The sequence below is a fragment of the Campylobacter sp. TTU-622 genome (assembly GCF_016598965.1).
GTDB lineage: Bacteria > Campylobacterota > Campylobacteria > Campylobacterales > Campylobacteraceae > Campylobacter_D.
The window spans coordinates 1-12,253 of the sequence record NZ_JAENKR010000040.1 but is presented as its reverse complement, the minus strand read 5'-3'; the positions used below and the strand labels follow the sequence as shown (position 1 = coordinate 12,253).

Genomic DNA, 12,253 nt, shown 5'->3' with positions numbered 1-12,253 from the left:
CTCATATTTGATAAAATTAAGAAAAAAGAAAAAATTAAAGATAAAATACTAATGCTTATATAAAAACTTCTATGAAGCTTATAAAAAGCTGAACAAAATAAAAGAATAATTGCAATAATAATTAAAAAAATAAAAGGATATGCCAAAGCTATATTAAGTGCTTCAAAATTAATAAATTCATTTAGCATAACTTTCTCCTTTTAAATTAGATAAAAATTCTATTGTACTTTTTTCAATAGCTTTAATATTCATAGTATTTATCAACTCTTTACTATTTTCTTGTAAAGGTTGTAAAAAAATCTTAGGGGCAACTCCAAGATAAAAAATTAAAATTGAAGCAATACTTAAAACAAAAATTTCCCTAGGATAAAGCTTAAAGCCTGCAATACCATTATCTTTTTGCATAAAAAATATTTTTCTAAATAAATTAAGCATATAGATAGCTCCAAGTATAATCACCAAACCAGCTAAAAATGCATATAAAAGATTGATCTTGGCAATACCTAATAATACTAAAAACTCACCGATAAAAGATAAAGTTAAAGGTAAAGAAATACTAGATAATAAAACAATAGCAAAGAAAATTGCAAATAAAGGCGCTTTACTTGCTAAAGAATGGTAAAAAGAAATTTCATAAGTATTATATCTTTGAAATAAGCTTTGCATCATTAAAAATAAAACTCCCGTTACAAGTCCATGTGCAAACATATAAAATACAGCTCCGCTTATACCTAAAACATTAAAAGAAAAAATACCAAGAACAATAACACCAATATGAGATAAAGAACTATAAGCAACCAATTCTTTTAAATCATCACTCCTATAAGCAATTAAAGCACAATAAATAATACTTACTATACACAAAGCCGCAATTAAAGGCATATAATACACGCTAGCATCTGGGAAAAGTACTAAGCAAAATTTTAAAAAACCAAAAGGAGCCATCTTAAAAGCTACAAGCATTACAGAAACAATTGTTGGAGATTTTGCATAAACTTTTGGCGCCCAAGTATGAAAAGGAAATAAAGGTGATTTTATAGCAAAAGCTATAAAAAAAGCTGCAAAAAGAATAAGTTGTTCATTTAAATTTGCCCCAGAAACATTATTTTTCCAAATTTCTAAATCAAAAGTCCAAATATTTAAAAGTTGATAATTTAAATAAGCTAAATAAATCATAGCAACAAGCATTAAGATAGAACCTATAAAAGCATAGATAAAAAACTTGATTCCATATTTAAATTCTTTAGAATAAATTCCTATAATATAAATTAAAGGTAAAAGAGAAAATTCCCAAAAAATGTAAAAAAGTAAGGCATCTAAAGCACTAAAAAGTCCTAGCATTGCAAATTCTAATAAAAATATATTTAATACAATATCTTTTTGTTCTAGCTTTAAAAATACAAAAGAAAGAAATACCATTAAAGAACAAAGAAGCATCAAAATTAAAGCTATGCTATCTATTCCAATATGGTAATTAAAAAATTTTAAAATTTCAAAAGAAACTTTATACTCAAAATCAGTTCCTGATAAAAAATCTAAAAAAACTTTGATATTAAGCACCAAAACTATAAAACTTGCCAAGACGCTAAAAATTTTAATCCCACCACGTTTTAAAAGTAAAATGACAAAAGCGGCAACTAAAGGAGAAAAAATCAAATAATTTAACATATTAAACCATCCATACTAAAAAAAGTAAAATGACAAAAGCGGCAACTAAAAATTTAAGCATTAATGAAAGCGAATTGGACATAATAATTTTTTTAGACAATAAATTAAGATTTAAAACAATCTTATCTATACAAGCATCAAAAATATAAATATCACAATGCTTCATTACTGCACACAAACTTGCATATTTTTTAATTAAAAAATTATGATAAAACTTAGGAATATAATACTCATTGCTTAAAAGTTTATAAATATTTTTTTGCTCTAAATTTGGTTTAAACCAAGATTTTTTATAAGCAACAATAGCTAAAAGTATTCCAAAAATAGCAGCAATACTTGCAAGAATCATTACAAGAGAATTTTGCGCATTAATATAAACAAGTTTAATACTTATAAAATCAAAAAATTTATGCTCAAAAAATCCTAAAATAATAGCTAAAATCGCCAAAGGAGTCATTGATAAAAGAGCCAATTTACTTGCTTCGTGAGGATGAGTATTATGTCTTTTTGGGGTAAAAAATACAAGCATTAAAAGTCTAAAACTATAAAATGCTGTCATAAAAGCTGCTATTAAAAGCACCAAAAAAATCCCGTGATGAAAAGTTATAAAAGAATAACCTAAAATCAAATCTTTAGAAAAGAATCCAGCAAAAGGATAAATTCCTGCTAAAGCCAAAGATCCAATAAGCATAAAAATGGCTGTAATTTTCATAGGATTAAAAAGTCCGCCCATTTTTCTAATATCCAAATTATTATTCATAGCATGCATTACATTTGCAGCACCTAAAAATAACAAAGATTTAAAAAAAGCGTGAGTTACTAAATGAAATAAAGCTATACTATAAGCCCCTAATCCTGCCGCAACAAACATATAACCTAATTGAGAAAGGGTTGAATAAGCAATAATACGCTTTAAATCAGTAGCTACTAAAGCCATAGAAGCGGCAAATAAAGCTACAAAAGCTCCTACAAAAGCTATTATATAGCTTACTTCAGGAACTAAATCATAAATTATATTAGCACGAATTACCAAATAAACCCCTGCAGTAACCATAGTTGCTGCGTGAATTAAAGCTGAAACTGGAGTAGGTCCAGCCATAGCATCTGCAAGCCAAGTATGAAAAGGAAATTGTGCTGATTTTCCCATAGCACCTATAAATAAACAAATTGCTATAAGAACTAAAGCAGAATGATCAATACTTGAAATCAAAGAAAAAACTTCATCATATTTTAAAGTATTTGTTTGCAAATAAAGCCAAAAAATTCCAATTAGCATTCCAAGATCACTAATTCTATTCATAATAAAAGCTTCATTAGCTGCAAAAGAATATTTATTATTTTTATACCAAAAACCGATTAAAAGCCAAGAGCATAAACCAACTCCTTCCCAGCCTATAAATAATCCTAAGAAATTATCGCTCATAACCAAAAACATCATAGAAAAAACAAAAAGACCTAAATAAGAAAAATATTTATTAAATCCCTCATCATCTTGCATATAAAAAATACTATAAAAATGAACTAAAGTAGCAACTATGCTTACCACACTCATCATAGTTAAAGAAACAGCATCAATATCAAATCCAAAAGAAAGACCTATAGTAGGAATCCATTCAAAAAGTACAATATTAAAACTTTGATTTTCAAAAAGAAGTATTAATGAGCTCAAAGCACTTAAAGCTATAAAAAATGAACACAAAAATCCTACAATAATTTTTTTCTTACTCAAAGAGAAACAAGAAGCTAAAATAAATGCCATAAAAGGCGCAAAAAGAGAAATTAAAGCTAAATTTTGCATATTACACCTCTACTTCTTTTAAACTTTTTAATTCTAAGCTTCCTTTTTTTCTATACCAAAGAACACACAAAGCTACTCCTACTGCTACTTCACAAGCTGCTATACCCATAATAAAAAGTGCAAAAACTTGTCCATTTAAGTCATTGTGCATTTTTGAAGCAGCAATTAAAATTAAATTTGCAGCATTAAGTAAAATTTCAGTAGAAATAAAAAGCATAATTAAATTTTGTCTTTTTAAAATACCTATAAGTCCAACTATAAACATTAAAATTGCAATAATAAAATATTTTTCTATCATTATTTTTCCTTGCCAAACTCTTTATGCGTAAGAACAATAGCACATACTAAAGCTATTAAAAGTAAAACAGCTATAAATTCGAAAGCTAAAAGATATTTTGAAAAAATAGCAAAAGCAAGTTGCTTACTATAATCAAAAATAAGAGGATCTTTAAGAGTTAAATCAGTACTAATATTTTGATATTTAAACCCACCAATCATTAACAAAAGAAGCAAAGCACTTAAAATAACTAAAAAGAAAAATATTTTTTTGTATTTTATTTTTTCTTTTAATTCTTTAGAAGAATCAAAAAACATTATAGCAAAACTATAAAGTCCTAAAACTGCTCCACTATAAACGATAATTTGTATTACTCCAATAAATTCAGCATCTAATAAAAAATAAAATCCTGATAAAAAAACCATTCCACCGGCTAAAGCCGAAAGTGAATATAAAACATTTTTACTTAAAACAGCCACCAAAAAAAGGCCTAAAACCACCACACTAAAAAATACAAAAGCTAAATTTTCTATCATTTGTTTTCTCCCTGTGAGGCTAAATTTGGCAATATACATTCTTCATCAGTGCATAAATTATTTTCTCTTTCTTGTAAAACTTCATAATAGTTTGGAGTTTTTTTAACAAACAAATCAGCATCTTTTCTCAAGCTTCCAGAACCTTCAAATTCTTTTTGAGCTTTAAGATGATCAATAGGAGTTAAAAAGTCATTTTTATAACCAAAATAAGCTCTTTGTTCTGATGCACTCTCATACTCACTTGTATGGACTATAGCAAGTTCTGGGCAAACCTCAGCACAAAATCCACAATAAATACAACGTCCTAAATTAATACTATAATTGCTTACTTTTTTACGACCTTCCTCATCTAAAGAAGTTTCCATTCTTATACAATTACTAATGCAAATTTTCTCACAAAGACCACATCCTATACATCTTTCATTTTCACTTTCAATAAAACGCATTAGTCTATGAACAGCTCTATACCTTGAATCAAGCTTAATTTTTTCAAAAGGATATTTTATTGTCGCACTATTATTTTTCTTTATTAATTCTCTTAAAAGAACAAAAAGTCCCACAAAAAGTTCTAACTTAATAGATCTTTTTATAGTTTGAGAAATTTTTTGCCAAGTTGTTTGAGGATTTTTTCTTTTCTCATCAACTAAATAATATTGTTTTTCCATTATAAGTCCTTAAAAAACAATTGTAAAAGCTGTTATTAAAAGATTAAAAACTGCTAAAGGAATTAAAATCAAATAACACATTCTCATTACCTGATCAGGACGCAATTGAGGAAATGCAGCCCTAGCCCAAAAATACCAGAAAAAAATAAAAACAGATTTTAAAATTATCATAATCCAACCAGGAATAATCCAAAAATCATTAAAACCGCCCAAAAATAAAAGTGAAACAAGAATAGCTCCTGCTATCATAGAAGCATACTCACCAATAAAAAACATACCCCAACGAAGTCCTGAATACTCTGTTCCATATCCAGCAACAATTTCAGCATCGTTTTCAGTTAAACAAAGCGGGGTTCTATTTGTTTCTATAAATAAAGCGATGATAAAAAGAATAAAAGCTAAAGGTTGTTTAAAAATAAGCCAAGAAAGAATTCCATCGCTTTGATAATTATTAATATCTATAAGAGAAAAAGATCCAACAAGCATAACTATAGCAATTAAAGCTAAAGCCCCTACACTTTCATAAGAGATAATAGCCACCAAAGCTCTTGCTGCACCTAAGATAGACCATTTATTATTACTAGCAAGTCCTCCTAAAAATACCGCATAAAAACAAAGTCCAGAAGTTCCTATTACAAAAAGTAAAGCTACATTAATATCTGCAATAATTGGCTGAACTACTCTACCAAATAAAGTAAATTCGGGCAAAATAGGGATAGCTGATAAGGAAACAAAAGCACTAATAGCAGCAATTAAAGGAGCAATTGCAAAAATAATTTTTTGCGAATTTGAAGGGATAATATCTTCTTTTGTAAAAAGCTTAATCATATCAGCAACCAATTGAATCAATCCAAAAGGACCAACCATATCAGGACCTATACGTCTTTGAAAATATGCTAAAACTTTTCTTTCAGCATAAGTTGCAAAACCTGCCAAAGTAGCAAATACTGCAAGCACCACAACGCATTTAATCAAAGTTTCTATCGCAAAATAAGCAAATTCACTCATTATTTGCTCCTAATTTTTTAATTTTTGCTACAATAAATCTTTCTTTAAAAAAACTTAAAGTATCAATCTTGCTATCAAAATAAGGTAAAAAAATACTATTTTTTAAATCTTTATCTATCCTTACACTAAGGATTATTTTTTTATCATCTATAAAAAATTCAACCAAATCTTTATCATTTAAATTAAGTTTTTGAGATAAATCTTCACTCATGCCTAAAAAGATGCTTTCCTTTAAAGCACTAGCTAGATTAGAATATCTTCCAAATTGATAACTTGGATTGGCACTATAAACTACAAATTCATTTTCTTTTAAAGCAAAAGAAGATTTAAGATCAGGTAAAATCCATTCTAAATCTGCATTTTTATCAAAAACTTTTGTATCCAAAAGATAACCTCTTTTATTTTCTCCACCATTAGTATAATAATTTTCTAAATGATCAAATTCTATTGGTAAAAATCCTTTATTGATTGGCAATCTCTTTGTATAATCAATGGTAAAATTCTCATCAAAACCTAAAGCATTTGCTAAATCATTTAAAAAATAACCATCAAATTCTAAGGCTGCATTAGTTGGAACTACTCTTTTATCGTAATTTACAAAAGTTCCTTCTTGTTGATTCAAACTAGAACTTTTAAGATCATTGTATTCCTCATAAGAAAAGCTAAAATCACCTTTTTCATTATATCCTAAAGTTTTTCCTTCTTTAGCTTCTGATAAATCACAAATTAATGAAACTCCTAAAGTATTTGTATGTGTTGGATTTAAGAAAATTTTAAAAGGAGTTGTATTTTGAATAAGAGCAAGAAGTTTAGCAAGTTTTTTAGAATTTTTATGAAAGTAAAAATCACTTCCTATAATCAAAGTAAAATTATTTTTCTTTAGCAATAAATCTTCTAATTTGTCCTCATCAATGCCTAAATTTTTAGCAAAAACAGATTTTTTTACCTCTACAAGCTTTTTTATCTTCTTAGGCAAAATCTTTTTTACTTCTTTTTGAATTTCATTACCTTCTTCATCTTTTTCTATTATTGTTTCTATTAATTCTTCATTAATACTTTCTTCTATTTCTTTATTTTCTTGGATAAAAAATTCTTCTAAAGCTTTTTTTATATTTTTATCTTGTGAAAATTTTTGTAATAAAAAGTATAAAATTTGTTCTTCATCTCCCACCTTATGAGTGTGAGTAATGAAATTTTTAGAATATTTTTTCACCCCTTCATCTTCTAAAGGATGAAAATAAAATCCTGCTCCTTTATTCATTACTAAAGCATTATTAATCTTATAACTTAGTGTTGGTGCATCATATCTTAATAAAGTTCCAACAACAACTAAAAAGTCACTTTTAGTTATATCTTCACTTGTTGCATTATAAATACTTCCTGAACTTTGTATAAAATCATTTAAAAATTCTTTAAAAGCTTTTGCCTCATCATTAATCAAACAAAGATCAAATTTCTTTTTCAAATTCTGTAAAATCAAAGCTTCTTCATTTGTGATAAAACTATTAAATTTAATATTTTTAATTTCCCCTTTTTTAATTAAAGAAATTAAATAATCAAAAGCTTTTTTATCTTTTTTTCCTGCACTTTGGGTGTCAAATCCATATCTTGCAGCCTTATTTAAAGTTGCAAAAGAAAAATCATTACTTACTCTATAAATTTTTGTTTTTTGTTCATTGATACTTGTTTGTTTCACATCATAATACATAAGCTCGCAATCGCTCGAATGTGGATTTGAAGCTGGAATCCTTTTTAATTCCCAAATATTTGAAGTATATTGAAATGAAGAACTAATAAGAGCACCTGTAGGACAAACGCTAGTACATTCTCCACAAAATGAACAATCAAGTTTGTCTCCACTAGAAGGACCTATTAAACTTTTTTGGAATTTAGTCCAAATAGCATAAGCATCTTTTCCCATATTTTCTTTAAAAGTGATATCTGGCATATTACCACCTCTAGGGACAGTTTTTAAAGCACTTTCACCTATCCTATCCTTACATACAGTAATACAACGTTCGCATACTATACAAAGTGCTGGATCATAATTGATAAATCCCCATTTTTTATGTGGTTTGTGTGTATCTTTAATCCAGTATTTTTGTTCATTTACTCTAGCTTTATGAGTAAAATTTTGAAGCTCACATTCTCCTGATTTATCACATACTCCACATTGTAAAGGATGATTAATACAATAAGCTTGCATAATCTCATTTCTTTCATCCCATAAATTCTTTAAATCACTCTCAACAATCATTTTATCTTTAGCTTTAGTATTACAAGAATATACTTTTTTGCCATCTGCTTCTACCATACACATACGACAAGCTAAAGTTGGACTACAACCGCTAAGATAACAAATCGCTGGGATAAAAATATTATTTCTTCTTGCAATATTTAATATATATTCACCTTCTTCAAAGAAACACTCTTTGCCGTTGATTGTTATTGTCATCTTGCTTCCTTTATGCAAATTTTAACAAAATCTAAACCCTCATTTTCATCATTTAAAAATCCTATTGTTCCGCTTAAATTTTCATCTAGATAAAGCTTAGTATTTAAATTTAAATTTTTACCTTGAATATTTACTTCATCTAAATGCTTAAATTTAGCAAGTTGTAAAAATTGCTTAGAACAATGTAAAAAATTATCATTTAATTTACTTTTAAAAACTACAAGTCCATCATAATTATCAAGTTCTTTTAAAGTTCCTAACTTAGAATCAGAAAAATCATATTCTTTTTCAAAAGAATCCAAAATTTGTAAATTAAATTCTTTACTTAAAATATATATAAAATATTTAATATTTTCAAAATCTTTATAAAATTTTAAGTTTTTATCAAAAATTAAAACCTTAGCTTTTTTTAAAAAATCTAAAATTTCTAAAGCTTCTTCCTCTGATATACAAGATTCCGCACTTAAAAAACCCTCATCTAAATCTTTAAATTTTTGTTTATTGAGTATTTTGCAAAGTAATGCTAAAACATAAGAAATGCTTGCTATTTCACATTTATAAAATTTAGCATTTAAAGCTTTATCTTGCAAACAAGAAATATTAATATTAGAACTTTTTTGTAATTTTTCACATAAAACTGTGTTATTAAGACTAAGCATATTTACAAAACAAAATGCATTATCGCCACTTTTATAGTGCATTTTTATCCTTTTTTATTACTATAGTCCAATCTTTTTGATTAAATTTCAAAGAATTTAAAAGGGTGCATTTTTTTTCTTTTATAAAAGAAAAACTTTTCTCTACTGCAGAAAAATCTCCAATTTCAAAAAGTATAACTAAAACTTCATCAAATTTAGCATTTGTAATTACTTCATCCATTTCTAAAAATAAATCTTTGCTCTTTCTTAAATCAACTCTTCTCATCTATCAATCTCACCTAAAACTATATTTACGCTTCCCATAATAGCTACAACATCAGCTAAATAAGATCCTACAAGCATTTCTTCAAAAAAAGAACAATGCCAATAACTAGGCGTTCTAGCTTTAAGTCTATAAGGTCTGCTACTTCCATCTGAATGAATAAAAAAACCAAGCTCACCTTTTGGACTTTCTGTTGGAACATAAACTTCACCTTTTGGAGGTTTAAGTCCTTGTGAGATTAAAACAAAATGTTGTTGCAAAGAATAATTTTGTGTTAAAATTTGCTCTTTTGAAGCACTAACATATTCTGGATTATCAGCTAAAATTTCTGGTGGAGTATCTTTATAAAGTTTTATACATTGTTTTAAAATTTTCAAACTTTCTCTAAATTCTTGCATATAAACTTTATATCTAGCATAAGAATCACCTTGAGTAGCATAAGGAACCCCAAAATCAACTTCATTATAAAGCAAATAAGGCTCTTCTTTGCGTATATCATAACAAACTCCACTCGCTCTTAACATAACTCCACTACAACCCCAATTTAAGGCTTGTTCTTTGCTTACAACTCCAACATTTTCTGTTCTTAAACGCCAAATTCTATTATCATCAAGTAAAGCTTCATAATCTTTAATATCTTTTGGAAATTTATTACAAAAGCTTAAAAGTTCATCTAAAAAACCTTCAGGTAAATCAAGCATTACTCCGCCTATTCTCATAGAAGAATGCGTAAGTCTTGCTCCGCAGTATTTTTCTAATAAATCAAGAACATATTCTCTATCTCTAAAGCAATATAAAAATATACTCATTGCACCAATATCAAGTGCGTGTGTAGCAAGCCAAAGCAAATGAGAAGCTAAACGATTTAATTCTAAAATTATCATACGAATTACAGCAGCTCTACGAGGAATTTCTAAGCCACATAATCTTTCAACTGCAGCACAATAAGCATAATTATTAGCACTAGCAGCAACATAGTCCATTCTATCAGTAGTAGGAATAAATTCTTGATAAATCATATTTTCAGCCATTTTTTCCATACCACGATGCATATAACCTATACAAGGACGTGCTTTAACAACTTGCTCTCCATCAAGCTCTAAAATAAGACGTAAATTCCCGTGTGCTGAAGGATGCTGTGGTCCTAAATTTATAATCATTTTAGAGTCTTCACGCTCAAATGCTATATTTTCATAATAAGGTTTTAACTTGGTAGGAATTTGCATATTAACGCCTTTTATCTAAAAATTTAATTTTATCTCGCTTGATCTTTTTAACAAAAGCCACGCCCTCTTCCTCTTGATACTCTAAAGCTAAAGAACTTTCAACTGGTGTTTTTGCTTTTTCAACTTGATGATATAATCTTGAAAAATTTAAAGTATCTTTATCATCAATAAAAGCTGGATCTCTATTTTCAGGTCCCACTACTTCTCTATAATCTTTTCCAAAAATTCTATCAATCTCATACCATTTTGCAAATTCATCTCCTTCTAAAGGATAAGTTTTTAATAAAGGATGTCCATACCAATCATCTGGCATTAAAATACGCTTTAAATTAGGATGATTTATAATAAAAATTCCAAACATATCATAAATTTCTCTCTCACTCCAATTAGCACCTTTAAAAACACTTGTAACACTTTGGAGTCTTTCTTTTAAAGCTACAAAAGTTTTAATTCTAACACGCAATCCTTTTTTTACATTAAGAAGTTGATAAAAAATTCCAAAACCATTACGTTGTGCAACAAAATCAATTGCACTAGCTTCAATAAAACAATCATAGCCTAATTCTTTAAGTAAAGTTAAAGCTTTTATATTATCTTCTTTTTTAATATCAAGAACAAGAGTGTTAAATTCGATAAAAGCATCTTGAAGATTAATTTTTTCTTGTAAAATTAAAAAATCATCTTTAAAAATACTTTCCTTAGGATCAGTTTTAACACTTTGTGGAGCATGATAAAACCTGTCTTCATAATAATTTTTTAATTGAACATTTTTTTTATCTTGATACTTTCTCATTACACTAGCCTTTTTGGAGCAATTTTACGACTTGCTTTTTCTTTTCTTATTTTTTTTTGCAAAATCATTAAAGCAAATTGAAAGCTTTCTGGTCTTGGAGCACATCCTGGTACATAAATATCAACTGGGATAATTCTATCAACTCCTTGAACAGTCGAGTAAGTATTAAACATTCCTCCTGTATTAGCACAACTACCCATAGAGATAACCCATTTAGGATCTGGCATCTGATCATAAAGTCTTCTTGTAAATTCAGCGTGTTTTTTAGATAAAGTTCCCGCTATAATCATCACCTCAGAATGTCTAGGACTAGCCCTAAAAATTGTTCCAAAACGATCAAAATCATATCTTGATCCTCCTGCTGCCATCATTTCAATCGCGCAACAAGCCAAACCATAAGATAAAGCCCATAAAGAATTACTTCTACCCCATTGAACAATTTTATCAACTGTAGTTAAAACTACAGGAAGTCCATTTGCATAATTTACTTGATGCTCTGCCATTCAAACGCCCCTTTTTTATAAGCATATAAAAAACCTATTGCTAAAAGTAAAATAAATATTAAAATTTCAAAAAGTCCAAACCAACCAAGATATTTAAAAATTAAAGCCCAAGGAAATAAAAATACTACTTCAATATCTAAAAGTATAAAAACTAAAGCAACTATAAAAAATTGAGAATTCATTTTATTAGCTTGTTTTATAGGAATAGGACCACACTCATACATTCCAAGTCCTAATTTTTTACGATTTTTAGAAGCAAAAGAATTACCTATCTTAGAGGCAATAAAAACCAACCCAAAAAAAATAGCACTAGTCAATATTAGCATTAAAAATATACCAAAATACGGATGAGAAATCTCTATATGAGACATATATTCTCCTTAATAAGCATTAAACGTATTAT

Annotated in this window: 13 protein-coding genes and 1 pseudogene; all 14 read right to left on the bottom strand. The window is 27.7% G+C overall.

Annotated features, from left to right (window positions below; translation table 11 throughout):
• Positions 1 to 188, bottom strand: a pseudogene (locus JG677_RS05055) (NADH-quinone oxidoreductase subunit N); the annotation flags it as partial.
• Positions 178 to 1,668 carry an NADH-quinone oxidoreductase subunit M gene (locus JG677_RS05050; protein ID WP_200285498.1) on the bottom strand — a complete coding sequence of 497 codons (1,491 nt, stop codon included), beginning with the start codon at positions 1,666 to 1,668 and terminating at the stop codon, positions 178 to 180. The gene JG677_RS05050 and the pseudogene JG677_RS05055, both read right to left, overlap by 11 nt.
• A 1-nt stretch (position 1,669) precedes the next feature.
• The gene (gene nuoL, locus JG677_RS05045) at positions 1,670 to 3,466 is read right to left on the bottom strand and encodes an NADH-quinone oxidoreductase subunit L (protein WP_200217254.1); all 1,797 of its coding nucleotides are present in this window, start codon (positions 3,464 to 3,466) and stop codon (positions 1,670 to 1,672) included.
• Position 3,467: 1 nt separating this feature from the next.
• Entirely contained in the window at positions 3,468 to 3,764 is a 297-nt protein-coding gene (gene nuoK, locus JG677_RS05040; RefSeq protein WP_200169937.1) for an NADH-quinone oxidoreductase subunit NuoK, read from the bottom strand.
• Positions 3,764 to 4,279: an NADH-quinone oxidoreductase subunit J gene (locus JG677_RS05035; protein ID WP_200285496.1), complete on the bottom strand. Its 516-nt coding sequence runs from the start codon at positions 4,277 to 4,279 to the stop codon at positions 3,764 to 3,766. The genes nuoK and JG677_RS05035 overlap by 1 nt, the downstream gene beginning before the upstream one ends.
• Complete coding sequence (gene nuoI, locus JG677_RS05030) at positions 4,276 to 4,944, bottom strand: NADH-quinone oxidoreductase subunit NuoI (RefSeq protein WP_200169939.1); 669 nt, start codon at positions 4,942 to 4,944, stop codon at positions 4,276 to 4,278. Before nuoI ends, JG677_RS05035 begins: the two co-directional genes overlap by 4 nt.
• A 9-nt stretch (positions 4,945 to 4,953) precedes the next feature.
• Complete coding sequence (gene nuoH, locus JG677_RS05025; RefSeq protein ID WP_200169940.1) at positions 4,954 to 5,952, bottom strand: NADH-quinone oxidoreductase subunit NuoH; 999 nt, start codon at positions 5,950 to 5,952, stop codon at positions 4,954 to 4,956.
• Complete coding sequence (locus tag JG677_RS05020; RefSeq protein WP_200285493.1) at positions 5,945 to 8,407, bottom strand: NADH-quinone oxidoreductase subunit G; 2,463 nt, start codon at positions 8,405 to 8,407, stop codon at positions 5,945 to 5,947. Before JG677_RS05020 ends, nuoH begins: the two co-directional genes overlap by 8 nt.
• The gene (locus tag JG677_RS05015; protein ID WP_200285491.1) at positions 8,404 to 9,108 is read right to left on the bottom strand and encodes a hypothetical protein; all 705 of its coding nucleotides are present in this window, start codon (positions 9,106 to 9,108) and stop codon (positions 8,404 to 8,406) included. Before JG677_RS05015 ends, JG677_RS05020 begins: the two co-directional genes overlap by 4 nt.
• Positions 9,098 to 9,331, bottom strand: a complete 234-nt coding sequence (locus tag JG677_RS05010; RefSeq protein ID WP_200169943.1) for an NADH-ubiquinone oxidoreductase subunit E family protein — start codon at positions 9,329 to 9,331, stop codon at positions 9,098 to 9,100. The genes JG677_RS05015 and JG677_RS05010 overlap by 11 nt, the downstream gene beginning before the upstream one ends.
• The gene (gene nuoD, locus JG677_RS05005; RefSeq protein ID WP_200285489.1) at positions 9,328 to 10,554 is read right to left on the bottom strand and encodes an NADH dehydrogenase (quinone) subunit D; all 1,227 of its coding nucleotides are present in this window, start codon (positions 10,552 to 10,554) and stop codon (positions 9,328 to 9,330) included. Before nuoD ends, JG677_RS05010 begins: the two co-directional genes overlap by 4 nt.
• Position 10,555: 1 nt before the next feature.
• Complete coding sequence (locus JG677_RS05000) at positions 10,556 to 11,347, bottom strand: NADH-quinone oxidoreductase subunit C (protein ID WP_200285487.1); 792 nt, start codon at positions 11,345 to 11,347, stop codon at positions 10,556 to 10,558.
• A complete protein-coding gene (locus JG677_RS04995) occupies positions 11,347 to 11,850 on the bottom strand; it encodes a NuoB/complex I 20 kDa subunit family protein (protein WP_200169946.1) in 504 nt (167 codons plus the stop codon). Before JG677_RS04995 ends, JG677_RS05000 begins: the two co-directional genes overlap by 1 nt.
• Positions 11,832 to 12,221: an NAD(P)H-quinone oxidoreductase subunit 3 gene (locus JG677_RS04990; protein WP_200285485.1), complete on the bottom strand. Its 390-nt coding sequence runs from the start codon at positions 12,219 to 12,221 to the stop codon at positions 11,832 to 11,834. Before JG677_RS04990 ends, JG677_RS04995 begins: the two co-directional genes overlap by 19 nt.
• Positions 12,222 to 12,253 lie beyond the last annotated feature (32 nt).

What these genes read in the sequence shown, in the direction of transcription:
- JG677_RS05050 (WP_200285498.1), bottom strand. Translation starts at nt 1,668, where the DNA reads ATGTTAAATTATTTGATTTTTTCTCCTTTAGTTGCCGCTTTTGTCATT.
- nuoL (WP_200217254.1), bottom strand. Translation starts at nt 3,466, where the DNA reads ATGCAAAATTTAGCTTTAATTTCTCTTTTTGCGCCTTTTATGGCATTT.
- nuoK (WP_200169937.1), bottom strand. Translation starts at nt 3,764, where the DNA reads ATGATAGAAAAATATTTTATTATTGCAATTTTAATGTTTATAGTTGGA.
- JG677_RS05035 (WP_200285496.1), bottom strand. Translation starts at nt 4,279, where the DNA reads ATGATAGAAAATTTAGCTTTTGTATTTTTTAGTGTGGTGGTTTTAGGC.
- nuoI (WP_200169939.1), bottom strand. Translation starts at nt 4,944, where the DNA reads ATGGAAAAACAATATTATTTAGTTGATGAGAAAAGAAAAAATCCTCAA.
- nuoH (WP_200169940.1), bottom strand. Translation starts at nt 5,952, where the DNA reads ATGAGTGAATTTGCTTATTTTGCGATAGAAACTTTGATTAAATGCGTT.
- JG677_RS05020 (WP_200285493.1), bottom strand. Translation starts at nt 8,407, where the DNA reads ATGACAATAACAATCAACGGCAAAGAGTGTTTCTTTGAAGAAGGTGAA.
- JG677_RS05015 (WP_200285491.1), bottom strand. Translation starts at nt 9,108, where the DNA reads ATGCACTATAAAAGTGGCGATAATGCATTTTGTTTTGTAAATATGCTT.
- JG677_RS05010 (WP_200169943.1), bottom strand. Translation starts at nt 9,331, where the DNA reads ATGAGAAGAGTTGATTTAAGAAAGAGCAAAGATTTATTTTTAGAAATG.
- nuoD (WP_200285489.1), bottom strand. Translation starts at nt 10,554, where the DNA reads ATGCAAATTCCTACCAAGTTAAAACCTTATTATGAAAATATAGCATTT.
- JG677_RS05000 (WP_200285487.1), bottom strand. Translation starts at nt 11,347, where the DNA reads ATGAGAAAGTATCAAGATAAAAAAAATGTTCAATTAAAAAATTATTAT.
- JG677_RS04995 (WP_200169946.1), bottom strand. Translation starts at nt 11,850, where the DNA reads ATGGCAGAGCATCAAGTAAATTATGCAAATGGACTTCCTGTAGTTTTA.
- JG677_RS04990 (WP_200285485.1), bottom strand. Translation starts at nt 12,221, where the DNA reads ATGTCTCATATAGAGATTTCTCATCCGTATTTTGGTATATTTTTAATG.